Annotated in this window: 30 protein-coding genes; 15 read left to right on the top strand and 15 right to left on the bottom strand. The window is 70.1% G+C overall.

The features are described 5' to 3' along the window. The first annotated feature begins 512 nt into the window (after positions 1-512). The 7 genes from J4573_RS30300 to J4573_RS30270 all read left to right on the top strand — a co-directional run bounded on the left by J4573_RS30300 (position 513) and on the right by J4573_RS30270 (position 4,650). Positions 513-1,217, top strand: a complete 705-nt coding sequence (locus tag J4573_RS30300; RefSeq protein ID WP_208259317.1) for a hypothetical protein — start codon at positions 513-515, stop codon at positions 1,215-1,217. Between the two features lie 78 nt (positions 1,218-1,295). Continuing rightward, complete coding sequence (locus J4573_RS30295) at positions 1,296-1,646, top strand: hypothetical protein (protein WP_208259316.1); 351 nt, start codon at positions 1,296-1,298, stop codon at positions 1,644-1,646. Between the two features lie 50 nt (positions 1,647-1,696). Next, complete coding sequence (locus tag J4573_RS30290; protein WP_372442918.1) at positions 1,697-2,014, top strand: DUF6980 family protein; 318 nt, start codon at positions 1,697-1,699, stop codon at positions 2,012-2,014. Positions 2,015-2,131: 117 nt separating this feature from the next. Further along, positions 2,132-2,713: a TIGR03086 family metal-binding protein gene (locus tag J4573_RS30285; RefSeq protein ID WP_208259315.1), complete on the top strand. Its 582-nt coding sequence runs from the start codon at positions 2,132-2,134 to the stop codon at positions 2,711-2,713. 13 nt (positions 2,714-2,726) lie between these two features. Further along, positions 2,727-3,746, top strand: coding sequence for a sigma-70 family RNA polymerase sigma factor (locus J4573_RS30280; protein WP_208259314.1), 1,020 nt, complete (start codon positions 2,727-2,729; stop codon positions 3,744-3,746). A gap of 120 nt (positions 3,747-3,866) precedes the next feature. Continuing rightward, entirely contained in the window at positions 3,867-4,154 is a 288-nt protein-coding gene (locus J4573_RS30275; RefSeq protein ID WP_208259313.1) for a hypothetical protein, read from the top strand. Positions 4,155-4,221: 67 nt separating this feature from the next. Next, entirely contained in the window at positions 4,222-4,650 is a 429-nt protein-coding gene (locus tag J4573_RS30270; protein ID WP_243773815.1) for a flavoprotein, read from the top strand. Here the strand turns inward: J4573_RS30270 and J4573_RS30265 are convergent. From J4573_RS30265 to J4573_RS30250, 4 genes are all read right to left on the bottom strand, one after another. Then, positions 4,625-5,443 (bottom strand): alpha/beta fold hydrolase, encoded by an 819-nt coding sequence (locus J4573_RS30265; RefSeq protein WP_208259311.1) that lies wholly within the window; start codon positions 5,441-5,443, stop codon positions 4,625-4,627. The genes J4573_RS30270 and J4573_RS30265 overlap by 26 nt on opposite strands. Positions 5,444-5,508: 65 nt before the next feature. Beyond that, positions 5,509-6,060 carry a carboxymuconolactone decarboxylase family protein gene (locus J4573_RS30260; protein WP_208259310.1) on the bottom strand — a complete coding sequence of 184 codons (552 nt, stop codon included), beginning with the start codon at positions 6,058-6,060 and terminating at the stop codon, positions 5,509-5,511. Continuing rightward, complete coding sequence (locus tag J4573_RS30255; protein WP_208259309.1) at positions 6,053-6,898, bottom strand: SDR family oxidoreductase; 846 nt, start codon at positions 6,896-6,898, stop codon at positions 6,053-6,055. The genes J4573_RS30260 and J4573_RS30255 overlap by 8 nt, the downstream gene beginning before the upstream one ends. Positions 6,899-6,932: 34 nt before the next feature. Beyond that, positions 6,933-7,718: a TetR/AcrR family transcriptional regulator gene (locus tag J4573_RS30250; protein ID WP_208259308.1), complete on the bottom strand. Its 786-nt coding sequence runs from the start codon at positions 7,716-7,718 to the stop codon at positions 6,933-6,935. 74 nt (positions 7,719-7,792) lie between these two features. Here J4573_RS30250 and J4573_RS30245 point away from each other — a divergent pair, with 74 nt between their 5' ends. Beyond that, positions 7,793-8,512 carry a hypothetical protein gene (locus J4573_RS30245; protein ID WP_208259307.1) on the top strand — a complete coding sequence of 240 codons (720 nt, stop codon included), beginning with the start codon at positions 7,793-7,795 and terminating at the stop codon, positions 8,510-8,512. Positions 8,513-8,610: 98 nt separating this feature from the next. After that, positions 8,611-9,747 (top strand): serine hydrolase domain-containing protein, encoded by a 1,137-nt coding sequence (locus tag J4573_RS30240; RefSeq protein WP_208259306.1) that lies wholly within the window; start codon positions 8,611-8,613, stop codon positions 9,745-9,747. A gap of 18 nt (positions 9,748-9,765) precedes the next feature. Here J4573_RS30240 and J4573_RS30235 read toward each other — a convergent pair whose 3' ends face one another. The 3 genes from J4573_RS30235 to J4573_RS30225 are packed head-to-tail and all read right to left on the bottom strand — an operon-like array spanning position 9,766 to position 11,119. Continuing rightward, a complete protein-coding gene (locus J4573_RS30235; RefSeq protein ID WP_208259305.1) occupies positions 9,766-10,350 on the bottom strand; it encodes a hypothetical protein in 585 nt (194 codons plus the stop codon). Then, positions 10,347-10,592 carry a hypothetical protein gene (locus J4573_RS30230; RefSeq protein ID WP_208259304.1) on the bottom strand — a complete coding sequence of 82 codons (246 nt, stop codon included), beginning with the start codon at positions 10,590-10,592 and terminating at the stop codon, positions 10,347-10,349. Before J4573_RS30230 ends, J4573_RS30235 begins: the two co-directional genes overlap by 4 nt. Before the next feature lie 53 nt (positions 10,593-10,645). Further along, a complete protein-coding gene (locus J4573_RS30225) occupies positions 10,646-11,119 on the bottom strand; it encodes a protein-tyrosine phosphatase family protein (protein ID WP_208259303.1) in 474 nt (157 codons plus the stop codon). A 107-nt stretch (positions 11,120-11,226) separates the two neighbouring features. Between J4573_RS30225 and J4573_RS30220 the strand changes: the two genes are divergently transcribed. Beyond that, on the top strand, positions 11,227-11,619 hold the full coding sequence (locus tag J4573_RS30220) for an NUDIX hydrolase (RefSeq protein WP_208259302.1): 393 nt from the start codon (positions 11,227-11,229) through the stop codon (positions 11,617-11,619). Continuing rightward, on the top strand, positions 11,619-12,008 hold the full coding sequence (locus J4573_RS30215) for a thioesterase family protein (RefSeq protein WP_243773814.1): 390 nt from the start codon (positions 11,619-11,621) through the stop codon (positions 12,006-12,008). Before J4573_RS30220 ends, J4573_RS30215 begins: the two co-directional genes overlap by 1 nt. A 42-nt stretch (positions 12,009-12,050) precedes the next feature. On the opposite strand, the gene J4573_RS30210 is transcribed toward J4573_RS30215, so the two are convergent. The 4 genes from J4573_RS30210 to J4573_RS30195 all read right to left on the bottom strand — a co-directional run bounded on the left by J4573_RS30210 (position 12,051) and on the right by J4573_RS30195 (position 15,735). After that, positions 12,051-12,557 (bottom strand): GNAT family N-acetyltransferase, encoded by a 507-nt coding sequence (locus J4573_RS30210; RefSeq protein WP_208259301.1) that lies wholly within the window; start codon positions 12,555-12,557, stop codon positions 12,051-12,053. A 67-nt stretch (positions 12,558-12,624) separates the two neighbouring features. Next, complete coding sequence (locus J4573_RS30205; RefSeq protein WP_208259300.1) at positions 12,625-13,944, bottom strand: MFS transporter; 1,320 nt, start codon at positions 13,942-13,944, stop codon at positions 12,625-12,627. 127 nt (positions 13,945-14,071) lie between these two features. Then, positions 14,072-14,788, bottom strand: a complete 717-nt coding sequence (locus tag J4573_RS30200) for an SDR family oxidoreductase (protein WP_208259299.1) — start codon at positions 14,786-14,788, stop codon at positions 14,072-14,074. A 44-nt stretch (positions 14,789-14,832) separates the two neighbouring features. Then, positions 14,833-15,735, bottom strand: coding sequence for a LysR family transcriptional regulator (locus J4573_RS30195; protein ID WP_208259298.1), 903 nt, complete (start codon positions 15,733-15,735; stop codon positions 14,833-14,835). A 437-nt stretch (positions 15,736-16,172) separates the two neighbouring features. On the opposite strand from J4573_RS30195, the gene J4573_RS30190 reads away from it, so the two are divergent. Next, entirely contained in the window at positions 16,173-16,709 is a 537-nt protein-coding gene (locus tag J4573_RS30190; RefSeq protein ID WP_208259297.1) for an isochorismatase family protein, read from the top strand. 12 nt (positions 16,710-16,721) lie between these two features. Here J4573_RS30190 and J4573_RS30185 read toward each other — a convergent pair whose 3' ends face one another. From J4573_RS30185 to J4573_RS30175, 3 genes are all read right to left on the bottom strand, one after another. Further along, the gene (locus J4573_RS30185) at positions 16,722-17,624 is read right to left on the bottom strand and encodes an ABC transporter permease (RefSeq protein ID WP_307797013.1); all 903 of its coding nucleotides are present in this window, start codon (positions 17,622-17,624) and stop codon (positions 16,722-16,724) included. Next, the gene (locus J4573_RS30180; RefSeq protein ID WP_208259296.1) at positions 17,621-20,188 is read right to left on the bottom strand and encodes an alpha/beta fold hydrolase; all 2,568 of its coding nucleotides are present in this window, start codon (positions 20,186-20,188) and stop codon (positions 17,621-17,623) included. The genes J4573_RS30185 and J4573_RS30180 overlap by 4 nt, the downstream gene beginning before the upstream one ends. Positions 20,189-20,299: 111 nt before the next feature. Continuing rightward, on the bottom strand, positions 20,300-20,902 hold the full coding sequence (locus J4573_RS30175; RefSeq protein ID WP_307797012.1) for a TetR/AcrR family transcriptional regulator: 603 nt from the start codon (positions 20,900-20,902) through the stop codon (positions 20,300-20,302). Between the two features lie 109 nt (positions 20,903-21,011). Between J4573_RS30175 and J4573_RS56275 the strand changes: the two genes are divergently transcribed. From J4573_RS56275 to J4573_RS30160, 3 genes are all read left to right on the top strand, one after another. Next, positions 21,012-23,594, top strand: a complete 2,583-nt coding sequence (locus J4573_RS56275; protein ID WP_307797011.1) for an MFS transporter — start codon at positions 21,012-21,014, stop codon at positions 23,592-23,594. A 153-nt stretch (positions 23,595-23,747) separates the two neighbouring features. Next, positions 23,748-24,575, top strand: coding sequence for a YceI family protein (locus J4573_RS30165; protein WP_208259293.1), 828 nt, complete (start codon positions 23,748-23,750; stop codon positions 24,573-24,575). Positions 24,576-24,671: 96 nt separating this feature from the next. Then, positions 24,672-25,190 carry a DUF937 domain-containing protein gene (locus J4573_RS30160; RefSeq protein WP_208259292.1) on the top strand — a complete coding sequence of 173 codons (519 nt, stop codon included), beginning with the start codon at positions 24,672-24,674 and terminating at the stop codon, positions 25,188-25,190. Between the two features lie 13 nt (positions 25,191-25,203). Here the strand turns inward: J4573_RS30160 and J4573_RS30155 are convergent, their stop codons facing one another. Beyond that, entirely contained in the window at positions 25,204-26,175 is a 972-nt protein-coding gene (locus J4573_RS30155) for a LysR family transcriptional regulator (RefSeq protein ID WP_208259291.1), read from the bottom strand. Positions 26,176-26,247: the final 72 nt, after the last annotated feature.

Here is a 26,247-nt window from a genome sequence, read left to right as displayed (position 1 = left end):
AGTCCTTACTGGGGGAGCAAAGATCGAGTTGTGGCGTCCACGGTCGGACCGCCACATTGCTGTTGGCGGTCCGTCGGGATGCACAGATTAAATCAGCGAGGTGGCGGTTTACCAAGTGCAGTATGCAGGTGCTGCTAGATCGTGAGATCGACGGCTGTGCATGGTGTGGTGGCAGAGGCTGCTGATCCGTAATACCTGCGTGATTGCGCATTGCAACGTCACGGAGCGCCGGATGGCGAGAAGGATTCCTTCGAGGCGCGAGGTTTCCGGTAGGAAGGTTCTTGTAAGGCAGGCATGCATCTGCTCGCGGCATACCTACAGCATGCAGTTAGCTAAAATCAGGAGCCTCTCGCCGGATGGTTAATAATGGCGGGAACGGGTGAGAGATGCAGGTCACCTGCATGAAGCCCGAGGTGCCGCTCCCGCGGCGCCGGGGCCAGGAAGCCCGGGCCCGATGCGTAGAAAGGCCCGTAGGTGTCATGAGAGTAAGACGGCCGGTTCAGCGGGTGACAGTGAGAGAACCGGCAGAGCTCCTGCCCCAGACGACGCTGAATGGATTTTCCGCGCGCATTCACCGAGCCATCCAACCGCGGAGATATACGTCGCTCGTCGGGCTCGACATCGTCTCCTTCAACGCGCCGGGCCGGGACGAGGTCGTCCAGCGGGAGCTGCGCCGCCGGCTGTACGCCTACCTGTGTGAAGCGTTCGCCATGACCTGCCTGCCCTGGGAGGTCTGCCATGCGGAGGACCGAGGGGACGGCGTTCTGATCGTTCTGCCTCCGGACACCCCCGACTACCTCGTCGTGGAGCCGCTGCTCTACCACGTGGACGCCGTGCTGAGGCGAGGAAACAGGCTGTACGGCAGCGCGGCGCGGATGCGGCTGCGGATGGCCGTGCACGCCGGACACGTGCAGTACGACGAGTACGGGGTCGTCGGCAGGGCGGTCACCCATCTGTACCGGCTGCTGGATTCGGCCTGCCTGAGGAACGCGGTGGCGGAGTCGGGAACCGAGCTCGGAGTGATCGTCTCTCACCGGATGTTCGACGACGTCGCCTCCTATCGCGCGATCATGGATCCCGCCCGCTTCACTCCGGTCGAGGTCACGGCCAAAGAGACCGAGGCGATGGCGTGGGTGTGGTTGTCCTCAGCCGCACACTGCCGCCGGGCCGAGGACAAAGGGCGCGAGGCGAACCGAGCCGTGAACACCGGCATGTGACCACCGTTGACCCGGTGCTGGATGCCATGCTCGTCTCATTCTTGATCCGAAGAAGGACGCGCGTAGGAGACGACACCGATGGACTCACACTCGGCAGATGCCGCCGAAGACGATTCCTGGCCTACTGCCCAGCTGGTCGCCGAGGCCACTCGGTGGGTCGATCGCGATCACTACCCATGGGTCGCCGAGGTCGTCTTCACTGATGCGGGAGGTGTACGACACTCGATCATCGACAAGACGCCTCTGTTCTGGGATGACGAGGACGTGCCGGAGGCGGATGCCGAGTTCCCGGTCCCGCTGTACCTGTACGCGGTGGTCCTTGAGCGTGATCTCCCCGGAGACCGTATCCGCGTCGCCATCGATCATCGCTCGGTCAATGACGAGGGGTATGGCGAGTTCATCGTCGAGGCTCACCAGGTCATCGAATGAGCCAGATCGGGCGCGATGCTCAGCCGCCCGATCGGCGCACCGTCCTGCGGATGGCCGATGTGCGGCACTGTTGCGAGACGATGACTCGCAACCTCGAGTACGACTGCGATCTCCATGAGGACCCGTTCGACTGCGGCGACGCGGTGGTCTTCTACAGCGCCAAGTTCGACGAGTACGGGCTCATCATTCACGACGGCGGGAGTTCGACGCTTTGCATCGAGTTCTGCCCTTGGTGCGGAACGCGACTGCCGCCCTCGCAGCGGGACGCCTGGTTCGATGAGATGGAACGTCGCGGGATAGATCCCTGGGACGGTGAAGTCCCGCCCGAGTTCACGACCAGTGCTTGGCGCCTCTCAGCCGGGGGTTAGCCCGGCGGCCGATGCCGCGATTCCTTTTCTGATGCCGGAAGGTCTACCTGTTGTGGGCCGAGGACCCGCCGCGACTGCGGGGGTGAGGCCGCATCGGCTACGAGAGGATCGTCAACGATGGAGAGCAAGCAAGACTCCATGGGCATCCGGCAGCTGAGCCGGGCCTTCGCCAGTACCCGGGTCGTGCTGGCGAAGGTCGAACCCGGCCAGTTGGACGCTGCGACGCCGTGCGCGTCGTGGGACGTGCGGGCCCTGATCAACCATTTCGTCGGCTCGGCCCGGTGGGGGGCCTCAGCCGTCATGGGCGCGGGTTATGCGGACACCGGCGAGGACCATGGGTCTGGCGACTTCCTCGCCAGTTACGACGACAGCATCAAGGTCGCGATGGAGGCCTTCGGGGCTGCCGGCGTTCTGGAGAAGACGATCGAGCTGGCGTTCGGTGAGTTCTCCGGTGCGGACCTGATGGGCATGCTCGCCAGAGACCAGTTCACCCATGGGTGGGACCTCGCCCGCGCCATCGGGCACCACACCGACCTGGATCCCGAACTCGCCGAAGAGCTCCTCGCCCAAGCCCGGGTCGAGATCCTCGACGCCTACCGTGGACCTGAAGGAGAGGCCATCTTCGGGCCCATCGTCGAGGCTCCTGACAGCGCTTGCCTGGCCGATCGGCTGGCCGCCTTCCTCGGCCGCTCCCTATGACCGGAGAGCAGTTTTGACCTTGGGCGGATCTGACGAGGAGACCGTCGTTCCCGACAGCGAGGCGTTCGTCAGGGACACCGAGCCGTTCCGGCGGGAGCTGCTGGCGCACTGCTATCGCATGCTCGGTTCGGTGGACGACGCCACGGATGTGGTGCAGGAGACCTATCTGCGTGCCTGGCGTTCCTACGGCACGTTCGAGGGCCGGTCATCGGTGCGCACCTGGCTCTACCAGATCGCCACCAACGCCTGCCTGACCGCGCTGGCGCATCACAGCCGGCGTGTGCTGCCCTCGGGCCTCGGCGGTCCGGAACCAGACCCGGAGGCCGTCCCGGTGGCGGCAGAACCGGCTGTACGTTGGCTTCAGCCGGCGCCTGACGTGCTCTTCGCCGAGGGCGCGGCCGATCCCGCCTCCATCATCCTTGCGCGCGAGGACCTGCGGGTGGCGCTTGTCGCCAGCCTGCAGTACCTGTCCGGCGTACAACGGGCCGTGCTCATATTGCGGGAGGTGTTGTCCTTCCCGGCCACCGAAGTCGCCGTCATGCTCGGCACCACCACAACGGCGGTCAAGAGCACGCTGCAACGTGCCCGCGCCAGGCTCCGGGAGCTGGCCCCTGCGGCTGACGAGATCATTCAGCCCACGGAGCCGGAAGCTCATGAGTTCCTCGAGCAGTACATCGCGGCTTTCCAGAACGCCGACGCGTCGGCCCTGGAACGGCTGCTGTGCCGGGATGCCACCCTGGAGGCGACCCCCTTCACGACCTGGTTCACCGGCTACGAGACCTGCGTGGCTTATCTCCGTACCCGCGTGCTGGGATCGCCCGGCGATTGGCTCATGCTGCCGACGAGGGCCAACGGGCAGCCCGCCGCGGTGGCCTACACCAAGGATCGACACGGCGCCTACGAGGCGTACGGGATAGTGGTCCTCAGCGTCACCAGTGGAGGCATCAGTCAGATCTTCTCGTTCCACCAGCCCGGCCTGGTCGTCGTCTTCGGCTTCCCGCCGACAGCCGTCCCTCCGATCGGCGCCCGTTGACGACCATTACTTTCGCCTACCCGAGCCCGCGACCCATTTCCACTCTCCACGCGGCCCATCTGTGGGCCGAACACCTCGGCTCAACAGCCTTCGCGGGCTGGGTGGTACGGGGTTCGCTGCTTGTTTCGTGGGGTCGGTGAGCAGTCCTATGAGGAGCGCGTCACCGTGTGGCGTGCGGGTTCCCTTGATGAGGCCATAGCCCGCGCGGAAGGGGAAGCGGCCGAGTATGCGGCGGCTGTGGGGGTCGAGTATCTGGCGTTCGCTCAGGCGTATTGGATTGGTGGCGAGGAAGCGCTCGGCGAGGGCGCGGAGGTCTTCTCGTTGGTGCGTGACAGCGAGCTTGGGGCGGACGCCTATTTGAGCCGCTTCTTTGATACGGGTGCTGAGCGGCAGGGGGAGGGTGGGTGAGTTGAGGGTTGTGTATGTGGTTGCTTGTGGGGCTCCGACGGCTGGTGAACTGGGGACGTTTGTGGAGATGGCTCAGGGGGCGGGGTGGGTTGTTCGGGTGATCGCTACGCCTATGGGGGCCAAGTTCCTGGATGTTGAACGGTTGGAGACGTTGACGGGGGCGCCTGTGCGGACTTCGTTTCGGGAGCCGCATGAGACCTCGAACGGGCTGCCGCCCGCGGATGCGGTCGTGGCGGTGCCGGTGACGTTCAACTCGGTCAACAAGTGGGCGCTGGGGATCACCGACACCGTGGCCGTGGGGATGCTGTGCGAGCACGTCGGGATGGGGGTCCCGACCGTTGCGGTTCCGCAGGTCAAAGAGGAATTGGCCCGGCATGCGGCGTTCCAGCCGAACCTTGAGGTGCTGCGGTCCATGGGGGTGCGCGTGATGTTCGAGGTCGGTGCGCCGATGCCGCGGTGGGAGGACGTCCTCAAGGAGCTGGGGTCTCTGCGGTGAGGGCCATGGCGGGGAGGGCTTTGAGGATCGCCTGCCGGGTTCGCTGCGGCTGGTCGAGGTGGGGGTAGTGGCCGGACTCCTCGATCATGGCGATGGTGGCGTCGGTGGCTGAGAGCTGCTCGGCGGCTCGGGTGGCCTCGGCGGCCGGGTCGGCCATGTCGGGGTCCTTCGTGCCGGTGATGAGGAGGGTGGGGCAGCGGACCTCGCTGTAGCGGAGGTCGAGGCCCGCGAGGATGGCGGCGGTCTGGGCGCGCAGCGCGGACATGCGGCCCGGCTCGGCGAGGTTGGACTTCAGGGCGGCGGCCGCTTCGGGGAAGTCCGCGGGCTTGGCCGCCGGGAAGAGCGTCTTGTAGAACGTGGTCCAGAGGGCGGGGGTGCGGGTCACCAGCCAGGACGCCGCCCGCATCCAGGCCTTGGGCTTGTTGCCGCCGGCGAACGTGCCGATGAGGACCAGTGCCGAGATCGAGTCGGGGTCCGTCGCGGCGGCCGAGACCGCGGCGGCGCAGCCGATCGAGTGACCGATGACTGTGGCGGGGCGACCCAGGGCGTTGATCAGGGCCAGCAGGTCGCCTGCCACGGCTTCGTGGGAGTGGGTGGGCCAGCCGGTGCTCGACTCGCCGTAGCCACGGGTGTCCATGGTCGCGACGCGGTAGCCGGCCGCGGCCAGTTCGGGGGCCAGCAGGCGGTAGGTGGAACGGTTGTCGCCCATGCCGTGCACGCACACGACGAGCGGGCCGTCCTCGGGACCGGTGAGGTCGTAGGCGATGTGGCCGCCGGGAACGTGAAGCTTCATGACCGTCCTCCAATGGTGAGCACTGCTCTCTCTTGAGAGCAGTGTCTAGAGAACGGTGGTCTTTGTCAAGAGCGGTGCTCTCGCTTTCTGTCGGGCTGGATGCGGAGGGCGATGATGGTGGTCGCGAGCATCTCGTAGTGGCCGGCCAGGAGCATGAGCTCGATGCACTCGGGCTCGGTCAGCTGGCTGCGCAGGCGGGACCAGGTGGTGTCGTCCAGGTCGCGGGTGGTGTGGAGCTGGTCCACGGCCAGGAGGATGGCGTGCTCGCGGGTGTTCCAGCCTTCGGCGGAGGGGCCGGCGGTGACTCGGTCCACGTCGGTGGCGGAGACGCCTGCGCGGCGGCCCAGGCGAACGTGGTGCTCGAACTCGTAGGCGCAGTCGCACAGGTGGGCCACGCGGAGGATGACGAGTTCGGTCTCGCGGCGGGGAAGCGTTCCGCGGGGCATGAGCTTGGACGCGAAGCGCAGCCAGCCGCGGAAAAGACCGCGGTTCAGGCCCAGGGTGAGGAAGAGGTTGGGCGGCGTCGTGCCGGTGGCGCGGCCCGAGACCTGGCTGATGCTCCAGGTGAGCAGGCCTACCTCGCGGAGGCTTCCGGGGCGGATGCGCGGCTCAGGCATGACGGTCCGCGAAACGCGTCCAGGTCCAGTTGAGGGCGCGCATGGTGAAGTCGTACGGGGGCGGGAAGACGCGTTGGACCCAGTGGCCGACCTGGATGTCGCGGGACGTGTAGATCATGTAGCGGTTCCGTTCGACGCCGTGGAGGATCAGTCGCGCGGCGCGGTCGGGGGAGACCGCATGGCGGGTGAACGCCTCGACGACCCGTTGCGCGCGGGGGCTTGAACGATCGATGCCCACGATGTCGACCGTACCGACCAGGGGCGTGTCGATCGCGCCCGGGCAGACGAGGCTGACGCCGATGCGGTGCTGTCGCAGGTCGAAGCGCAGGACTTCGGAGACGCCGCGGAGGCCGAACTTGCTCGCGCTGTACGCGGCGTGCCAGGGGAGGCCGAAGAGGCCGGCGGCCGAGGACACGTTGACCAGGTGGCCGCCGCGGCCCGCCTTGATCATGGGGGGAACGAACGCCTCGATCATGTGGATCGGGCCCATGAGGTTGACGTCGACCATGCGCCGCCAGTGCTCGTGGGTGAGGCGGTCCACCGGGCCCCAGGCGGACACTCCGGCGACGTTCATCAGGAGGTCGACGCTGCCCAGCTCGGTGTGGACGGCGCCCGCCAGGGCCTGAACGGCCTCGTAGTCGGTCACGTCCACGGGCTGGGCGAGGCGGACCTCGCCGCCGAGCTCGCGGATCTCCTGCGCCGTGCGTTCGAGCCCCTCGGCGGCGATATCGGTGAGCACGAGCGCTGAGCCACGGGCCGCCGCCGCCAGGGCCAGGCTGCGGCCCAGCCCGCTGGCGGCGCCCGTTATCAGGCACGTCTTATTTCCCAGCCTCGTCATGTGCCGGGACGGTATCACTTATAGACATCGATGGCTATATATGAACGGCCAGGCCACGGATCAGCTCGGACAGCGGGGCGTGCAGGGAGCGGAGCGCGTCGAAGTCGCCGTCGGCGACCCGGTTGGTGGCCAGGGAGACGATCGCGCCGACCATCGCCTCGCAGGCCAGTTGCTGGGCGGGGGTCTTGGCGGACAGGAGGTCGGCGACCACCTGGACCACGGACTTCTGTACGGCGCTGCGGCGCGCCAGGAGTTGGGGACCGGCGGCGTACGCCTCGACCAGGAAGACCTTGGCCACGGCGGGCTCGTCGGCCAGCGCTTCGAGATAGGCGCCCACGGCCGCCACGACCGAGTCCATGGCAGTCTGGGACGTTCCAGAGCCGGCTGGTCCGGGGCTGTCTGTTCCGGCGCCGGCCGTTCCGGAGGCGGCCGTTCCGGAGGCGGCCGTTCCGGAGGCGGCTATGCCGGGGAGCAACTTGCTCAGGACCGCCTCGGCCACCAGGTCGTAGGCGGCGGCGAAGCACTCCTCCTTGCACGAGAAGTTCTGGTAGAAGGTCAGCCGGGAGACGCCCGCCCGCTTGAGGACGTCGGCGACCGAGGTCGCCCCGTACCCCTTCTCGGCGGTTACATCGATCATCGCCGCCAGCATCCGGCCCCGCTGCGAGGCCAGCACCTCCTCGCGCGACAGTCCGTGGCGTCCTGGGGAGAGCCGCTGGGCAGGAGGCTCGGCAGGAGGCTCGGCAGGAGGCTCGGCAGGAAGCTCGGCAGGAAGCTCGGCGGGGGGCTCGGAGGGAGGTTCGGCGGGGGATCGCTCGTTCACCGCACCGATCCTAAAGTCGAAGTGACGGCTGAGGTGGGTGTTGAGGGTTGAGTTTCGGTACGTACGCACGGCGTGTGCGGGATGAGGACCTGAACGACAGGCTGCGGTACGGGGCGCTGCGTTGTGCGGTCGAGCGCTACTGCCCGCTCGGCTTCCACGCGACCTGGGCGTACGCGACGACGCTTGCGCGCCCGCTGCACGACCTTCGGCGGGATGCCCCCGCCATGGCCCGGGCGCTGAACGTGCTGGAGGAGAGCCGTTCGGTCTGGCTGGACGAGGTGGACGTCTTCGCGGCCATACGGCGAACGGAGAAGGCGGCGGGTCGCCGTTCTCCACGTGCGGCGGACCTGGACTTCTTCGCCGTTCCCAGGTGGCCCGGCCGCGATGCCCCCTCGAGGCTGGGACTGGTGGCGGCCGTAGCTGACCGCCATCGCTACTTCCGAACCCTGCCCCCGCCCAACGCGGGGTTGGCGGGACCGGGACGGTCTGATGCGGCCTCGTCGCCGCCGGCGTTGCACATGCCTCCGCTCGCAGCAGGGCTGCCACTGCCCGACGCAGGGGTGGTGCCTGGTGAGTGGCTTGAGCGGTGTGTGACGTTGCGCGGGGTGCTGGATGCGCTTGCGGTGGAGTACCTCGCGCGGGTCGGCGCCTCGGACTCGCTGGCTGAACGGGTCGGGGCGGTCAGGGGTGACCTTCGCGAGCTTGTGCGCAACGGCCATCGCCCTGTGAACGTGCCGGTGTATCCCTGGGTGCGGTTCGCGGATCTGCTCGCGTATGCGGTCGGGGCCTTATAGCGCTTATGGGTGGGCCTCTCCGGGGACGGAGTGGCGTTCATACATACATTGATGTTTGTATGATCGCCGCCTGATCAACAGTGTCCTGAGGAGAAGCCATGGACTTCATGCGTGCGAGGTCGGTCGCCGGAGCGGCGGCGGCCGTGGTGGTTGCCCTGACGGCGTCGGCCGTTCCGGCGCATGCGGAGACGGCGGCCGACATCATGCGGGCCGAGCTCGAGCAGGGGGTGACCGACGGCTACCCGGCGGTCCTCGCGGAGGTCAGGGACGCCAGTGGGGTGACGGACCTGGCGGGCGGCGTCGCCGACCGGGCGACCAAGGTGCCCGCGACCGCGGACGCGCAGGTCCGGACCGGGAGCAACACCAAGCCGTTCATCGCGACCGTGATCCTGCAGCTGGCGGGCGAGGGCAAGCTGTCGCTCGACGACACCGTGGACCACTGGCTGCCCGGCCTGGTCACGGGCAATGGGAACGACGGAACGAAGATCTCCATCCGGCAGCTGCTGAACCACACCTCGGGCCTGCCGGACTATCTCGACAAGGCGATGTTCGACGACGCCCCGGTGCACCCGAACACGCAGTGGACACCCGAGCAGCTGGTGAAGCGGGCGATGACGAAGAAGCCGACCGGCGCGCCGGGCAGCGGGCCCACGTACTGCAACACCAACTACATCCTCGCCGGGATGATCATCAAGGCGGTCACGGGCAAGGAGCCGGGGGACGAGGTGCAGACGCGGATCATCGGGCCGCTCGACCTCAAGGGCACCACCTACCCGACGTCCGACCCGCAGATGCACGGGAACTTCCTGCACGGCTACTCGATCCCGTCGATCTGGATCGGTACGCCGCCGTACAACGACGTCACCACGCTGAACGTTCAGTCGTACGGGGCGGCGGGCGGCATGGTGTCCACCCTGCAGGACCTCGCGAAGTTCCAGCGCGCGCTGCTGGGCGGGAAGCTGCTGCAGCCGGCGCAGCAGCGCGAGGTCACGACCCCGGTCCCGGCCAGTGGCGCGACCAACGGCTTCAGCGCGGGCCTCGAATGGTTCGACCTGCCCTGCGGGCGCATCTGGGCCAAGGGCGGCGACATCAACGGCTTCATCACCGGGGTCCTCAACCGGGAGAACGGCGAGAAGCAGGTCTCCTACGCCGTCAACGTCTACAGCGGCTACGGCCCGACTAACGCGCAGAAGCACCTGTACGACGCGACTCAGAAGGCCATCTGCGCCGCCTGAGCGCTGAATGGCCGATGTCTATGGAGCGGCAGGGCTGTCCAGGGGGCGCTTGTAGTAGGCCCACGGAGAGTCGAAGTCGGACGGCTCGATGAGCTGCCAGCCCTGCTCCTCCATCGCACGGCGACGGCGGCGCGACGGCCACCAGAGGCGACGGTGCTCCCACTGCTGGGACGAGGACTCGACCAGGTGGAAGAGGTAGCCGTAGTCGACCGCGTGCCACCCGCGAAGGCCTTCCTTTGCCAGCGCGTCCATTTCGTTGAACGCGTGGAGAGGCTTCAGGACGCGCCGGGTCGGGGACTCCGCGGGAACAGAAGCAGACGGGCTGGGTGTGCCGAAGCGCTGCTGTGCGGCCTGGCGGCTGATGCCCAGCAGGCGTCCGAGCGCCTCCCAGCTGTTGCCGGCCGCGCGGGCGCCGGTGATGGACTGGCGCAGCAGCCTGCTGGACTCTTCGGCGGCCACGGCCGACGCGGCGACCACGAGCAGCTGGGAGTCCGCGTCGTCGCCAGGGCCCTGGTCGGCCGGGCTCTGCTCGGCTGACACGGTCAGTACGGCTTCGGCGACGGCTTCGCGGATGGCGTTCGCCTGGTCCTCGGTGAGCTTCAACGCTCGTTCCCCTCTTCGGGGCGGAGCGGTTCGAGTTCGTCGAGCCGGGCCTCATCGGAAGGAGAGGGCCGGCGGGAGGCCGTGGCGGCCGACGTCACTCCGACGACGAACACGGCGAGCGCGACGACGATGAAGAGGATCCACAAGATCAGGCTGTCATACGCGGCCTGGAGTACCAGGAGCATGCCCATCAGCGGCAGCAGTACGGAGATGATCAGCAGACCGGGGGCGCGGCGGCTCATGGTGTCAACGATTCCTTGACGTTCGCCCAGATGTCAAGGAATCGTTGACATCGTCACCTGGTGAGGCCGTTCCCGAGGTAGGCGACGAAGAGATGGTTGTGCAGGGCCCACTCGGACCGCCGGCGCCGGATCAGCGAGATCGCGTCGTCCGTGTCGTGCCCCATCGTGATCAGGGCCTGCGCGACGACCAGGCCTGAACGGTTGTAGCCGAAATGGCAGCGGACCAGGACGCGGCGTTCGGCGGTCACCGCGGCGGCGGTCACGGCCGCCAGGCGGCTGACCTCGGCGATCTCGTCCGGGGCCAGCGGGCCGTCCGGGATCCGGGCGTAGTGGTGCTCCACGTGCGGCGCCGGGCCGTACCCGTCCTGGTGGTGGAGGCTGACGACGACGTCGAACTCGCCGTCGACGATGGCGGGGAGGCGACCGGCGGCGTCCTGGTAGAAGTGCCCGCCCATCCACAAGTTGGGCACGATCTCGTTCCAGGGGGAGTCGGCGCCTGGGGCGCCCTGGCCTCGGGTCTGCTGCATGGCATGCTCCGGCCGCTGGGAAGGACCAACGGTAGCGGCTCGGTGACATTTCCGTTGATCGCGGCCGTTACGGTGGCTGGAACGGTGGAGTTCAGGGAGGTGTCCAAGTGATCGACAAGGTGGCCTGGGTCCGGGTGGAGGACGGCAAGATCCTCAGCACCCGGTCGAAGGGCAAGGACACCTACTACCTGCCCGGCGGGAAGCGCGAGGCGGGGGAGAGCGATCAGGAGACGCTGGTCAGGGAGATCCGCGAGGAGCTGACCGTGGCGGTCCTGCCCGCGACGGTCGAGCCGCTCGGGGTGTACGAGGCGCAGGCGCACGGGCACGGAGCCGGGGTCGTCGTGCGCATGACCTGCTACACCGCCGACTACGAGGGAACGCTCGCGCCCAGCAGCGAGATCGAGGAGGTCGTCTGGCTCTCGTACGCCGACCGCGACAGGGTCTCGCCGGTCGACCAGATCATCTTCGACGACCTCACGACCAAGGGACTGTTGCGCTGATGGCGATCGCGATGAAGCCGGGCCTGCGGGCGGAGAGGGTCATCGTCGTCGAGGCCGACGACACCGCCGAACGGATGGAGAGCGGGGACGTGCCCGTGCTCGGCACGCCCCGGCTGGTCGAGCTCGCCGAGGCCGCGACCGTTCAGGCGATCGTGGCCGCGCTGGCGGACACCGAGACCTCGGTGGGCACCAGGGTCGAGCTCGACCATCGCGCGGCCAGTCCCGTGGGCATGCGGGTCACGATCGTGGCCGAGCTCGTCGAGGTGGACGGCCGGCGCCTGGCGTTCGCGGTCTCGGCGACCGACGCGCGCGGAACGGTCGTGGGCGAGGGGCGCGTCGAACGCGTGGTGGTCGACCGCGAGCGCTTCCTCTCCCGCCTCCCGAGCTGACCTGAAGCCGGCCCGAAGCCGACCCGAAGCCGACCACCACCCCTAGCGTGGGCGTTGCTGGCCGTACATCCGGGCGGTGCGCCCCAGGTACTCCACGTCCCGCAGGTAGCGGTGGCCGATGCGTTCGGCGACCGAGACCGAACGCTCGTTGCCCGGCAGGATCAGCGAGACGACCTCCTCGGCGTCCAGCTCGTCGAAGCAGTACGCGAGGGCGGCGCGGGCGGCCTCGGTGGCGTAGCCCTTGCCCCACATCGGCCGGGCCAGGCACCAGCCGACGCCGAGGCCCGGGAAGCCGTACGGCTGCCACGGCCCGGCGCGGCCGGCGAAGCGGCCGGTGTCCTTCTCCACCAGGGCCCAGTGCGAGAAGCCGCGGATCTCGCGGTGCCCGATGAACTTGGCGAGGCTGCGCCAGGCGTCCTCGCGCGAGGTGACGGACGGCTCGGCGAGGCCGTTCGCCACCTCGGGGTCGGACATCATCGCGGCGTAGTCCTCGAAGTCGTCACCGGTGAGGGGCCGCAGGATCAGTCGTTCCGTCTCGAGGGTGGTCATGATCCCCAGTATGTGATCATGGCGGCGGCGCGATCCAGGCGTGCCGGCGCCGCGATCCGGGGTTGCGTCAGGCGACGCCGGGCGCGGGTGCCCGGCGGATCACCGCGACGGCGAGCCCGCCCGTGACCAGGCCGATGGCCCCGGCGGTCAGGTAGACGCCGTCCAGCCCGGACTCCGACTGGTAGACGACGCCGAGCACGGCCACGCCGAGGGTCTGGCCGAGTTGCCGGAACGTGGTCATCGCGCCCGCCGCCATCCCGCCGCGTTCCTTCGGCGCGGACGCCATCACCGCCGCGCCCATCGAAGGCCCGGCGATCCCGACGCCGATGCCGGTCACCACCAGGCCGGGCGTGAGCGACCACGCCTGCAGCGCGCAGCCGAGCCCGCCCGCCAGCAGGCCGATGCCGACCGTGAACCGCGGTGAGGCGCCGTGCAGAAAGCGCCCGGCGACCGTCGAGGTGAGGAACGAGGCGAGGGCGAGCGGCGTCATCGCGAGGCCGGCGCGTACGGGCCCCAAACCCTCGCCCGACTGCAGGTGGATCGAGGTGTAGACGAGGCACGCGAACGACACCGATCCCGCCATCGCGCACAGCATCACGGTCGAGAACGCCGGCCGCGCGAACAGCCGCAGATCCAGCAACGGACCGCCCCCGCCGCCGCGACGCCGTTCGACCGCGACGAACGCCACGAGCCCGGCCGCCGCGACGAAGTACCAGCCGCGTTCGCCGGCCGTCAGCGCGTACGTCAGCGCCCCCGCCGCCACCGCGAACGTGATCATGCCGAACGGATCGAGCCGCGCCCCGTCCTTCCCCAGCCGCGCCCCGCTCTGCCCCCGCCGGACGTTGGTGAGCGAGCGGAGGGCGAGCACGACGGTGAACGCGACGATCGGCAGGTTCACGAAGAAGATCGCACGCCAGCCGAAGCCCGCCGTGAGGACGCCGCCGAGCATCGGCCCGACGGCGGCGGCCAGGCCGGTGACCGCGAAGAAGACGCCCATCGCGGTGCCCCGGTCCTTGCCGTCGTACGAGCCCGCCACGAGCGCGAACGTCGTCACCGCGAGCGCCGCGCCGCCGATGCCCTGCAGCGCGCGGGCGGCGATCAGCGTCGCGGCGTCCGGGGCGAGCCCGCACAGCAGCGACGCGGCGCCGAAGGCGATCAGCCCGCCGACATAGGTGTCGCGGTGCCCGTAGATGTCGGCGATCGAGCCCGCCGTGAGCATCAGCACGGCCAGCACGAGCGTGTAGACGTTGGCGACCCACTGGAGGCTCTCGAGCGAGGCGGGCAGGTCGCGCGCCATGCCGGGCAGCGCGACCGTCACCACGGTCGTGTCCACCAGGAACATGAACGAGCCGAGGCAGGCCGCCGCCAGCGGCAACCACTTGCGCATGAGGGTGGTCCTTGTCGTGAGAAGGATCTGACCCCCAGAAGGTCGCCCCACCCGACAACTCGCCACCAGCCACAGCGTCCCACCTGACGGATACCGTCAGATCGGGACCCCGGAAACACACATGCCGTCACACCAATCGGTGGCCGCCGTCGGCGTGCAGGACGGTCCCGGTGACGTAGCCGTTGCGCATCAACGCCAGCGTGGCCTGCGCGATGTCCTCGACCCGGCCGACCCGTCCCACCGGGAGCGCCTCAGCCTTGGCGGCGAGCGCGGCGGCCTTGCCGTCACCGGCGATCGCCTCCCACATGGGGGTGTCCACCCAACCCGGCGAGATCGCGTTCACCCGGATCGGCGCCAGGTCCATGGCGAGGCCGCGCACCAAAGCGTCGAGTCCACCGTTCGCCGCCGCGATGACGGTGCCGCCCCGAGCGGGCCGTTCCGAGGCCACGCCCGAGGTGAACGTGATCGACCCCCCGGCACGGATGACAGGAGCGGCGTACTTGGCCACCGCGAGCGCGCCGATCAGCTTCGCCTCGACCACGCCCCGCGCTGTCGAAAGGTCGAGCTCGGCGACGGGACCGTACGCGCCGGTGGCGTCGACGGCGGTCGTCACGACGTGATCGACGGGCTCCTTGAAGAGCCGCGCGACGTCGTCCTCCCGTGTGATGTCGGCCTGTACGGTCCGAAGCCGAGGCGAGGAGCCGAGCGAGCGCGCGGCCTCCTCCAGGCGTTCGGCGGAACGGGACGCGACGGTGACGTCGGCGCCCTCGGCGAGCACGGCTCCGGCCAAGGCCAGGCCCATGCCCGAGCTGCCGCCAACGATCACTACATGTTCTGTGGTCATGCCGACCACGAGATCATCGAGCGTGATCGCGCGTCCACGTCGCGTTAGCGAAGGCTCGTTCGGCGCGGGCTAACGTTCCTGGTCAGCGCGGGGACGATGGCCTGGAGCGCGGGGTTGCGCGCGTCGGTCCGCCAGGCCGCCGCGTACGAGATCGACAGCGGTGCGTCCCGGAACGGCCGCCAGACCAGGTCGGGCGGCGCGGCGGCGCGTGCGGAGCTCAGGCTGAACGCGTCCGGCCGCAGCGGCAGTACGGCGCGCAGCTGCGCGTGCGGCATCGCGCTCTCGCTCAGCACGACGTCGGCGCCGAGCGCGCGCAGCCGTTCCACCATCGAGTCGTGCACGTCCGGCGCGAACTCCCGCGCGAAAAGGATCAGCTCGCGGCCCGACAGCTCGGCCGGTTCGACGATCTCCCGTGCGGCCAGCGGGTGGGCCGCCGCCATCAGCACACCGAACTCCTCGTCGGCCAGCCGCACCTGCCGCAGGCCGGCGGGCGTCGCCGACGGCATGCGCAGCAGCGCGAGATCGACCTCGCCGCTCTCCAGCATCGCCAGCTGCTGCGCGGTCGAGCCACCGAGCATGGTCATCCGGCAGCCGGGCACGTGCTCGGCCAGCAGGTCCTCGACGCGCCCCGGCAGCCACGGCGGCACCCCGTTCAGCAGCCCGAAGCGCAGCACCGGGTCCGCGACCCCGGCCGCCCGCCGCGTCTCGCGCAGCGCGTCGTCGGCGGCCCGCAGTGCCTCCTTGGCGGTACGGAGCAGAACCTCGCCCGCGGGGGTCAGCCGCACGCCGCGGCTGTGCCTGATCAGCAGCGGCGCGCCGATCTCGCGTTCGACCGCCTTGATCTGCTGGCTGAGCGTGGGCGTGGAGATGTGCAGCCGCTCGGCCGCGCGCCCGAAGTGCAGGGCCTCGGCGACCGCCACGAAGTAGCGAAGCTGCCGGAGTTCCATTCGCCCAGGGTATGAGCACCGGAAACGCCGCGGGGCCTCCACGTGATCTGCGTCACGTGGAGGCCCCGCGTCCTTGTATCGACTCCGCGGGAGGCGGAGGAAGCTTGTGTCAGTACGGCAGGAGTCGGCCGGACGGCGTCCGGAGATCGAACGGGCTCGGTTGACGTGGAGGTCTCGGGCGCTTGATGAGCTGCTGCCGTGCCATGGTGATCATCTCCCCCGTTGCGGCTGTGGTTAATCCGCAGATCGAGCCGATGTCGCTCTCACTTCACTTGGACGGACCCGAGATCGGTGAGGTTCGCTGAGCTTATGCGACAACCTCGACCTCTTCGACCGATTTTGGGGAAGCCGATATCGCAATGCGTGTCGTTACGGGTACGCACCGTGTCTCCTGGATGGGGTGGAGTCGGGCGGAACGCTCTCTAGAATGCGGCCTCATGACCGCACTCACCCTCGACGCGCCCCGTACGGCGCTCGTCATCATCGACCTGCAGGTACGCATCGTCGGCATGGAGATCGGGCCGCACACCGGCGCCGACGTCGTCCGCCGGTCGATGCGGCTCGCGGACGCCTTCCGGGAGACCGGCGGGCTCGTCGTGATCGTTCAGGCGGAACGGCCCGGCGTGCCCGAGCAGCCGCCCGGCAGCGAGCTCGTCGAGGAGATGGCGCCGCGCCCCGGCGACCTGCTGATCACCAAGCAGGCGTGGAACGCCTTCCACGAGACCGGCCTGCACGACAAGCTGCGCGGCCAGGGCATCGGCGCGATGGTGCTGACCGGCATCGCGACCAGCGCCGGCGTCGAGTCGACCGCGCGCGTCGCGAGCGACCACGGCTATGAGCTGCTGCTGCCGCACGACGCGATGTCCTCGTTCACCACCGAGATGCACGAGTTCGCGGTCGCGAAGATCTTCCCGCTGCTCGGCACGGTCTGCACCACCGACGAGGTGATCGCCGCGACGCGCGCCGGTGACTGAGCCGGGCCGAGCTCAGGAAACGACGTCGCGGGTCCGGAAGCGGCGGAACGCGAGGGCGAACAGCACGGCGGCGTACGCGATGGAGATCGAGGCGCCCTTGGCCATGCCGGTCCATTGGATCTGCGGCTGGAGGGCGTCCATCCACGAGTACATCCAGTGCGTGGGCAGGAAGTCGCGCCAGCTGCCGAGAGCCGTCACCGCGTCCAGGATGTTGCTCACGATCACCAGCCCGACCGCGCCGCCGACGGCGCCGAGCGGCGAGTCGGTGGTGACCGAGAGCAGGAACGCCAGGGCCGCCACCACCAGCTGCCCGATCAGCGCGTACGCGACGATGATGCCCATCCGGCCGAGCGCGGTGCCGACCGGGACCTGGCCGCCGGTCGGCAGCTCGACCGAGCCCCAGCCGAACCCGACCGTGCCCGCGACCAGCGCCATCGCGGGCAGGCTCACGACGGCGACCGCCGCGTACCCGAGTGCGACGATCAGCTTCTGCCGCAGCAGCCGGGCGCGTGGCACGGGCGCCGCGAGCAGGTAGCGCAGCGACGACCAGCCGGCCTCGCTCGCCACGGTGTCGCCGCAGAACAGCGCCACCGCGACCACCAGCAGGAACCCGACCGATACGAACAAGGCGAAGAGCGCGAAGTTGAGGGCGCTGGAGGTCGCGACGTCCACCAGGCCCGGCACGCCGTCCTGCCCGGGATCGCCGCCGATCTTGAACGCGGCGACCAGGATCCACGGCAGGACCAGCAGGATCCCGAACGCGAACAGCGTCCGGCGCCGCCGGAACTGCCGTACGACCTCGACCCGCAGCGGCAGGGTGTGCCGCACGTCGTAGCCGTGGCTCGTCTCGGTCCCGGCGGCGTCCCCGTCGCCGCCGCCGTCGGTCCGCCCGTTCAGCGATGCGGTCGCGCTCACGGTGAAGCCTCCCCGTTCCCCGTGCCGATGATCTCTAGGAAGGCGTCCTCGAGCCGCCGCCCGGAACCGACGATCTCGGCGACCGGGCCCGCGGCGACCCGGCGGCCCTGCGCCATGACCACCGCGTGCGTGCAGGTCATCTCGACCTCCGACAGCAGGTGGCTGGACACGATCACGGTCCGTCCCGCCTCCGCGTACCGGATCAGCACGTCGCGCATCTCGCGGATCTGCGGCGGGTCCAGGCCGTTGGTGGGCTCGTCGAGGACGAGCAGATCGGGCAGGCCGAGCATGGCCTGGGCGATCGCGAGCCGCTGCCGCATGCCCTGGGAGTACGTGCGGACCGCGCGGTCCAGCGCCGAGCCGAGGTCGGCGATCTCCAGCGCCTCCTCCAGGTGCGCGTCGGCGGCGGGCCGCCCGGTCGCGCGCCAGTAGAGGTCGAGGTTGTCGCGCCCGGACAGGTGCGGCAGGAACCCCGGGCCCTCGACGAACGAGCCGAGCCGCGACAGCACGGGCGCGCCCGGCGTGACGTGCCGCCCGAAGATCCGGATCTCGCCGGAGTCGGGGTGGATCAGCCCCATCAGCATGCGCAGCGTCGTGGTCTTGCCGGCGCCGTTCGGGCCGAGCAGGCCGAGCACCTGGCCCTTCTCGACGGTGAACGTCAGGTCGTCGACGGCGAGGTGGCCGTTCTTGTACGCCTTGGTCAGGCCCTTGATCTGCAGTGGAACGTCCGCGAGCGAGGCGTCGTAGGCCTCGGCGCCGCGTTCGCGCCGGCCCTTGCGCCCGGTGACCAGGATCCCGGCGGCGATCGCCAGCGCGACCGCGGGCAGCACCCAGACCCAGGCGGGCAGCGGCGCGGCGGGTGCGGTCAGCGCGGGAACGGTCGGCACGGTCAGCCCGGACGCGATCGCGACCTTGTAGGTGGCGGGCTGCGGCGGCGTGGCGAAGCCCATGTCGGTCGTGGCGATGACGACCCGCAGCCGGTGGCCTCGGTCGAAGCGGTAGTCCATGGCGGGCAGTGTCACCGTGGCCTCGCGCCCGTCGTCGGCCTTCTCCACGCGCAGGGGAGCGGCCAGCCGCCGAGCCGGTGAGGCGTTGGCGCCATCGCCGCCCTTGCCGGGCGCGACGTCGTACAGCTTGGCGAACAATGGAACGTCGCCCTTGCCCGTCACCTTGATCCGCACGCTCGCGGCGCCGGTGAGGCGCAGCGCGGAGTCGAGCGGCGCGGTGTCGAACGTGGCGGATTGACCGGGCATGTCGACCGGCAGCCGGCCGGTCAGCGCGCCCGCGCCGCCGAGATCACCGAGGCTGCCGAGCGCGCCGAGGCCCGGGAGCGCGGAGATCGAGGCGGGGGAGCCGCCCGCCGGGTTGTTGATCGTCTGCTCGCGGCCGGTGAGGGCGAGCTGGTGGGTCCCGGCGTTCAGCCCGGGGTACGAACGGGCGCTCGCCGCCTCGACGACCACGCGCTGGGTGGAGGAGTCGATGCCGCCCGCCCGCGTGACCGTGAAGCCGTCCTTGCCGCTCGAATCGCCCGCACCGCTCTTCTTCTTCAGGTAGCGGTCGAACCAGCCGCCCACCAGGCCCTGTAGCCGCCCGGTCTCGGGGTCGCCGCCGTCGTGGCCGCCCTGGAACCAGACGACCGACACCGGGGCGCCGTTCTTTTCGATCGCCTTGGCGTTGGCATCGGCCTGGTCGAGCGGGAAGAGCGAGTCGGTCTGCCCCTGGATCAGCAGCGACGGCACCTTGATCTGGTCGGCGACCGACGCCGGGCTGGACCGGTGGAGGGTGTCCACGGCCTCCTTCGTCGGCGCGCCCGTCTCGGCGACCTTCTGGTACATCGAGCAGACCGACGGCATGAAGCGCCCGCACGACGAGCCGTCCGAGCCGCTGGTGAAGAAGAGCCCGGCCCAGAGCTTCTTGAAGACCCCGGCGTTCGCGGTCCCGCCCTCGGTGCCGTTGGGGAAGAGCGAGACGGCCAGGTCGTTCCAGGTGATGCGCGGGGCGATCGCGTCCACGCGCTTGTCGTACGCGGCGGTCATCAGGGCGATGGCGCCGCCGTACGACTCGCCGGTCATGCCGAGCCGCGGGTCGCCGGGCCCGTCCAGCTGCACGTCGGGCCGCTCGGCCAGCCAGTCGATCAGCTGCCGAACGTCCTTGACCTCGTAGTCGGGGGAGTTGAGCGCGATCTGCCCGGTGGACTTCCCGAAGCCCCGAGCCGACCACGCCATGACGCCGTAGCCGGCGCGCGCCAGCTTCTCGGCGTCATCCTTGACCTCGTCCTTGGACCCGCCGAAGCCGTGACCGATCATGACCACCGGCGCCTTCGACCGCCCGACGGGCTCGTAGAAGGTGGTGTCCAACGTCACATGCTGGTCGTTGGCGGGCCCGTCGACGACCGGGACGCGCTGCGCCTGCGTCCGTACGGCGGGCTCGCTGTCCGCGGCCACGCCCCATGCCGCGCCGCCCGCCGCGACCAGGACCACCGCCCCCGTCGCCGCCGCCCAGCGCGTTCGCCTGCGGGCCGCACTCCAGCGCTCGCGGAGCCCGCGCGCTCCCCCCAGCCTCATGTGCAGAAGCCTATGCGGCGCTGATGAACGACCTTCTCCGCCCCTGTGAGGATCCCGTCTGCGCCCGCTGGAGTACACGTGGGCCGGGGGATTACGCGTAGGGCAGGGGATTCAGTCGATCGGGGCGAGGGCGGTCTCGAAGATCGTGGTCAGCCGCTCGGTGAGCGCGTCCGAGTCGATCTCCTTGAGGTCCTGGAGGCCGAGCAGGCGCCGGACGGGGTTGGTGCCCATGATCACGGTGGCGGCGAGCAGGGCGCGGGCGCGTGGGTTGGGGCCCTCCAGCCGGTCGACCAGGGCCTTCACGACCACGCTCTCCAGGTGCTGGGTGAGGATCGGCCGGATCTCGGGGTTGCCCACGGAACGGTCGAGCATGCGGAAGATCGGGCTGGACGGGCCGCGGTGCACCTGGCGGACGTAGTGCTCGGCCAGGCGCCGGGCGAGGCCCTCGGGCTCGCCTGTGATGACCGTCTCAAGTGACGACTCGCCCGCGAGGACCTCGCCGAAGAGCTCGGCCTTGGAGCCGAAGTAACGGTTGACGAGCGCGACGTTGGCGTCCGCCGTCGCGGCGATCATCCGCACGCTGACGTGGTCGTATCCGTGTTCGCCGAACAGTGCGCGGGCGGCCTCCAGCAGGCGCTGCCGGGTCGCCTCGCGGTTCCGCTTGCGCCGTTCGCCGCTCTCGTGACTCTCGGGGCTCTCCACTTGCTCCAGCACCTCCCCAGTATCTCCCGGTTGCATGTAAACAAGTGCATACATAAGATATATGCAAAACACAGGTAACAGACTCGTCTTGTTGGGAGGGCAGGGAGTGGCTCAAGCCGCTGTGACGACCCAGAGTCCGGTCGCCCTCGACCAATCCCGTCCGCATTACACGCACCGCCAGATCCTGGAGATCATGGCCGGGCTGATGATGGCGATGCTGACGGCGATGATCTCGACGTCGGTCGTCAGCACGGCCCTGCCGACGATCGTGGGGGATCTCGGCGGCCAGGACCAGCTCTCCTGGGTGGCCAGTGCGTCGCTGCTGACCATGACCGCCTCGACCCCGCTCTGGGGCAAGCTGTCGGACATCTTCGGGCGCAAGCTCATGTTCCAGGGCGCGCTCACGCTCTTCGTGCTCGCGTCGGTCGGCGCGGGCCTCTCGCAGAGCATCGGCCAGCTGATCGCGGCCCGCGCGTTCCAGGGCCTCGGCGTCGGCGGCCTGTCCGCGCTCGCCCAGGTGATCCTGGGCGACGTGGTCGACCCCCGCCAGCGCGGCCGGTACGCCGGCTTCATGGGCGCGGTGTTCGGCGTCGCGACCGTCGCGGGCCCGCTGCTCGGCGGGTTCATCGTGGACACCGACGGCCTCGGCTGGCGCTGGTGCTTCTACGTCTGCATCCCGCTCGCCGTGATCGCCTTCCTGGTCATCCAGCGGGTGCTGAAGCTCCCCAAGGTGAAGCGCGACACCAGGATCGACGTGTTCGGCGCGTTCACCATCACCGGCTCGGCGACCGCGCTGATGCTGCTGCTGTCGCTCGGCGGCAAGGAGTTCGACTGGAACTCGCCCTGGACCTACGCGCTCGCCGGGGTCAGCGTCCTCCTGGTCCTGCTGTCGATCGTCGCCGAACGGGTCGCGCGCGACCCGATCCTGCCGCCGCGGCTGTTCCGCAACCGGACCTTCGTGCTGGCCGCGATCGCCTCGCTCTGCGTCGGCGTCGCGATGTTCGGCGCGATGATCTACCTGCCGCAGTACCTGCAGATCGTCAAGGGGATGAGCCCGACGGCCTCGGGGCTGATGACGCTGCCGCTGGTCATCGGGATGTTCGTCACCTCGACCGGGTCGGGCCAGTTCGTCACCCGGACCGGCCGCTACAAGATCTTCCCGGTGCTCGGCCTGGTGTTCGTCGCCGCGGCGATGTTCCTGCTGTCGCAGATGCACAGCGACACCAGCAAGGTGATCATCGGCGCGGACGGCGCCGTGCTCGGCGTCGGGCTCGGCCTGACGCTCCAGATCCTCATCCTGGCCGCGCAGAACGCCGCCCGGATCGAAGACCTCGCCGCGACCACCGCCGGCGTCTCGTTCTTCCGTAACCTCGGCGGCGCGATGGGCGTCGCCGCGTTCGGGGCGATCCTCAGCAACCGCCTCACCGCGGAGCTGAAGGACTCCCTGGCCTCGGCGCACGTACGGCCGCCGGCCGGAGGGGCGAGCCTCGGCTCGCCCGAGCAGGTCCATCACCTGCCCGAGCCGTTCAAGCACCTCGTGCTGGAGTCGTTCACCAAGGCGCTGGAGTCGGTCTTCCTGGTCGGCATCCCCGTGGCCGTGCTCGGCTTCATCGCCGTTCTGGCCCTCAAGGAGCTGCCGCTGCGCGGTTCCGGCAAGACCAAGAAGGACGCCGACGAGCCCGCTACGCCCACCCCGGCTGCCGCGGCGGAGACGGCGACGGTCCCCGACGCGCCCGTGGCGGGACGGCACGCGGCCCGCACGAACGGGCACCCCGTCGAGCAGGAGCTCGTCGGTGTCGCCGCGGCCAACCACATGGAGCCGCTGCCGACGGCCGACCAGGCGGTGCCGATCAGGGTGGCGACGACGGCTCCCGCCCCGAACGGCCTGGCCGCGCCGATCCACACGCAGCTCTTCGACCAGCCGCCGCCGGAACCCGCCCCCGGCGGCGGCCGGATCCGCGGCTTCGTGCGCGGCGGCGACGGGTCGCCGGTCCAGGCGGCCGCGCTCACCCTGATCGACGTGACCGGGCACCAGCTCGGCCGCGCGTTCACCGGCGACGACGGCTCGTACGCGATGCCCGCGCCCGGCTCCGGCACGTACGTGCTGATCGCCGCCGCCGGTGACCACGAGCCGCAGGCCGCCACGCTCGTCGTCGGCGACAAGCCGCTGGAGTTCGACCTGCTGCTCGCCGGGAACGGCGGGCTGGCTGGCCGGGTCCGCGGCAAGGAGGGCGCCCCGATCGAGGGCGCGATGGTCGTCGTCACCGACGTGCGCGGCGAGGTCGTGGGCACGGTCCGTACCGGCGCCGACGGGAGCTACTCCCTCAAGGACGTGGTCTCCGGCGCTTACACCATCGCGGTGAGCGCCGCCGGGCACCGGCCGGCGGCCGCGCCCGTGCAGATCGCGGGCACCGGCCAGACCCGGCACGACGTCGAGCTGCTGCCCGGCGCCAGCGTGCGCGGCACGGTCCGCAACGCGGCCGGCGAGCCGCTCGGAGACGCGCGCGTCACGCTGGTCGACGGCGCGGGCAACGTGGTCGCGATGGTGATCACCGCGCCGGACGGCGAGTACGCCTTCGCCGACCTGACCGGCGGCCAGTACACCGTGATCGCCTCCGGCTACCCGCCGGTGGCCACGGCCCTTTCCCTGGGCGGCGGTGGCCTGGACGGCCACGACCTGCAGCTCGGATTCCCCGAGGAATGAGAGACCCGGGGCCCGCCTTCTCGTGGTGGTGTTCGGCGGGCCCCGCCCTCGGGTTCAGACCTGTGAACGATGACCTGTGACCGATGAACGGCTGGACGGCTGAACGGCCGCGACTGAACACCTGAACGATGATGTCTGGAGTGTCGGCGCTTCATGGATGAGAGCCAGGGCCTGCGCGGCTCGGTGCGGACCAAGGACGGCTGGGCGGTCCGGCACGCGATCGCCACGGTGACCGACCTGACGGGCGCCCAGGTCGCCCGCGTCCAGGCGGACGAGGACGGCGTGCTGGCGGCCGGCCCGCTGCCCGCCGGGACCTACACGCTGATCGTGACGGCCGTCGGCTACGCGCCCGCCGCCTCGACGATGATCGTTCCCGCGTCCGGCACGGCGGCCCTCGGCACGGTCGTGCTGGCCCGCGCTGGCGGCACCGAACTGCCGCCGCCCGGCCCCTGGACGATCGACCCGGCGCACTCGACGGTCGGCGCGGTCGCCCGGCACCTCGGGCTGTCCAGCGTGCGCGGCCGCTTCGCCGCGTTCGAGGGCCGGATCGACGTGGCCGAACGGGTCGAGGAGTCGAGCGTGACCGCCCGCATCGAGGCGGCCTCGATCGACACCGGCAACCGGATGCGCGACGACCACCTGCGTTCCGCCGACTTCCTGAGCGCCGACCAGCACCCGGTGATCGAGTTCCAGAGCACCGGCCTCACCGCCGCCGGGCCCGACCGCTGGACCGTGCACGGCAAGCTGACCCTGAACGGGCAGACCCAGCCGGTCGACCTGGACATGTCCTACCTGGGCACCGGCCCCGACCCGTGGGGCGGCAGCCGGGCCGCCTTCCGCGCGACCACCGAGCTGCGCCGCTCCGACTTCGCGATCAAGTTCAACCAGATCCTGGAGGCCGGGATCGTCGCCGTGGGCGAGACCCTGCGGGTCGAGCTGGAGATCCAGGCCGTCCAGGGCGACGCCCTTCCCCAGATCTGACCCGAGCCGACCCGAGCTGACCTGGGCGTTTATCGACCGTTACGGTGTGGCGTTCCCCGATTACGGGCAGATATGGCTCGAACGGGGGGTAAACGCATGACTGAAACCTTGCAGCAAGGCGTGCTGAACGAGCTGGGCGACTCCGGCGTTCAGGAGATCGCGAACCAGCTCGGCACCGACACCACGACCGCCAGGCAGGCCGTGGACGGGGCCCTGGCGAGCATCGTCGGCGGGATGGCGAAGAACACCGAAGATCCGCAGGGCGCCGACGACCTGGCGAAGGCGCTCGGCGACCACACGCAGGAGAGCCCGGCCACCGACATCGCCGCGCTGTCCAGCGGCGGCATGGGCGGGGCGATCCTCGGCCATGTGCTCGGCGGAAAGATGGACTCGGTGTCGGGGGCCGTCAGCGAGAAGACCGGGTTGCCCGCCGACCAGGTCAAGAAGGTCCTCGCGATCGTCGCGCCGATCGTGATGGCCTATCTCGCCAAGCGGTTCATCAGCGGCGGCGGCCAGAAGGCCGACGCGGGCGGAGTGGCCCAGGAGTTGCAGAACGAGAAGCAGGGCGGCCTCGGCGGTTTCGGTGACCTGCTCGGCAAGGTCCTCGGAGGCTGACCGGCCGGTCTGTTCAGGACGACCCCGGCGGCACTGCCTTTCCTGCCTGTCCGACTTCGGAGGCGGGGAGCCAGTGCCGTTCGGGGTCGTACCGCGTCCAGCCCTGCTCCCGGCCCGCCCTGGCGAACTCGCCGAGGAGCGGCTGGAGCAGCGGGTGCTGGTCGTTCGCCCGCCAGATCAGCGACCACGAGTAGAGCGGCACCGGGTCGACCAGCGGGATCGCCCGTACGCCCGCGTCCTCGGGCAGCGGCAGGCCGAGCGGCAGAAGCGACACGTGCTCGGGCGTCGAACGCAGGTGGTCGAGGAAGTAGTCCAGGCCCAGGTTGACCCCGCCGAACTCGCCGGTGAGACCGAAGTCGTCGCAGAGCCGCTGCAGGAAGTCCAGCTTCTCGAGCTGGACCGGGAACCACACCGTGACCTCGCGCAGGTCGGCCGGGCGCAGCTCCGCCTCGCCCGCCAGCGGGTGCTGGGCGTTCAGCACGGCGGCCATCGGCTGCAGCCGCACGAGCCGGTGCGTCAACGCCTCCGGCAGGCCCTCGCCCTGCGCGTGAACGCGGCCGAAGCCGACATCGGTCTCCTCGCGCAGCAGCGCGGAGGTCGCGGCGGCCAGCCCGCGGCGCAGGCTCAGCTCGATGTCGAGGTCGGGCCTGCGGTCGACGACTTCGCGGATCGTCTGCATCGGCGCGAACATGTGGCCCCAGACGTCCAGCCGCAGCGGCCGGTCGTCGTGCCGTGCCGCCGCCACGGCCGTCTCGGCGGCCGTGAGCGTGCGCCGCGCGGGCTCCAGGAACCGCTCCCCGGCGGGGGTGAGCCGCACCGAGTGGCCCGTGCGGTCGAACAGCCGCACGCCGATCGTCTCCTCGAGCCGCGCGATCCGCTTGGACAGCGCCTGCTGGGTGAGGAACAGCTCGCCCGCGGCCTGCCCGAAGTGCAGGTGCTCGGCGGTGACGACGAACGCCCTCACCTGCGCCAGGTCCAGATCCACGCCCTCCACCTTGCCCGACAACCGGCGGTTGTCAAACCCGGCGAAAGGCTGTTGGACGTGCCCTCTGACCTG

Origin of the sequence: Actinomadura barringtoniae, assembly GCF_017573505.1 — a bacterium.
In the GTDB taxonomy this organism is placed as follows: domain Bacteria; phylum Actinomycetota; class Actinomycetes; order Streptosporangiales; family Streptosporangiaceae; genus Spirillospora; species Spirillospora barringtoniae.
The sequence above is the reverse complement of the archived record's forward strand: the minus strand, read 5'-3'. Positions and strand labels throughout refer to the sequence as shown.

Bases quoted from the DNA above. Each gene is read 5' to 3' on its own strand.
- J4573_RS30295 (WP_208259316.1), top strand. From the start codon at position 1,296: ATGGACTCACACTCGGCAGATGCCGCCGAAGACGATTCCTGGCCTACT.
- J4573_RS30290 (WP_372442918.1), top strand. From the start codon at position 1,697: ATGGCCGATGTGCGGCACTGTTGCGAGACGATGACTCGCAACCTCGAG.
- J4573_RS30285 (WP_208259315.1), top strand. From the start codon at position 2,132: ATGGAGAGCAAGCAAGACTCCATGGGCATCCGGCAGCTGAGCCGGGCC.
- J4573_RS30270 (WP_243773815.1), top strand. From the start codon at position 4,222: ATGGCTCAGGGGGCGGGGTGGGTTGTTCGGGTGATCGCTACGCCTATG.
- J4573_RS30265 (WP_208259311.1), bottom strand. From the start codon at position 5,443: ATGAAGCTTCACGTTCCCGGCGGCCACATCGCCTACGACCTCACCGGT.
- J4573_RS30260 (WP_208259310.1), bottom strand. From the start codon at position 6,060: ATGCCTGAGCCGCGCATCCGCCCCGGAAGCCTCCGCGAGGTAGGCCTG.
- J4573_RS30255 (WP_208259309.1), bottom strand. From the start codon at position 6,898: ATGACGAGGCTGGGAAATAAGACGTGCCTGATAACGGGCGCCGCCAGC.
- J4573_RS30240 (WP_208259306.1), top strand. From the start codon at position 8,611: ATGGACTTCATGCGTGCGAGGTCGGTCGCCGGAGCGGCGGCGGCCGTG.
- J4573_RS30230 (WP_208259304.1), bottom strand. From the start codon at position 10,592: ATGAGCCGCCGCGCCCCCGGTCTGCTGATCATCTCCGTACTGCTGCCG.
- J4573_RS30225 (WP_208259303.1), bottom strand. From the start codon at position 11,119: ATGCAGCAGACCCGAGGCCAGGGCGCCCCAGGCGCCGACTCCCCCTGG.
- J4573_RS30215 (WP_243773814.1), top strand. From the start codon at position 11,619: ATGGCGATCGCGATGAAGCCGGGCCTGCGGGCGGAGAGGGTCATCGTC.
- J4573_RS30210 (WP_208259301.1), bottom strand. From the start codon at position 12,557: ATGACCACCCTCGAGACGGAACGACTGATCCTGCGGCCCCTCACCGGT.
- J4573_RS30205 (WP_208259300.1), bottom strand. From the start codon at position 13,944: ATGCGCAAGTGGTTGCCGCTGGCGGCGGCCTGCCTCGGCTCGTTCATG.
- J4573_RS30200 (WP_208259299.1), bottom strand. From the start codon at position 14,788: ATGACCACAGAACATGTAGTGATCGTTGGCGGCAGCTCGGGCATGGGC.
- J4573_RS30195 (WP_208259298.1), bottom strand. From the start codon at position 15,735: ATGGAACTCCGGCAGCTTCGCTACTTCGTGGCGGTCGCCGAGGCCCTG.
- J4573_RS30190 (WP_208259297.1), top strand. From the start codon at position 16,173: ATGACCGCACTCACCCTCGACGCGCCCCGTACGGCGCTCGTCATCATC.
- J4573_RS30180 (WP_208259296.1), bottom strand. From the start codon at position 20,188: ATGAGGCTGGGGGGAGCGCGCGGGCTCCGCGAGCGCTGGAGTGCGGCC.
- J4573_RS30165 (WP_208259293.1), top strand. From the start codon at position 23,748: ATGGATGAGAGCCAGGGCCTGCGCGGCTCGGTGCGGACCAAGGACGGC.
- J4573_RS30160 (WP_208259292.1), top strand. From the start codon at position 24,672: ATGACTGAAACCTTGCAGCAAGGCGTGCTGAACGAGCTGGGCGACTCC.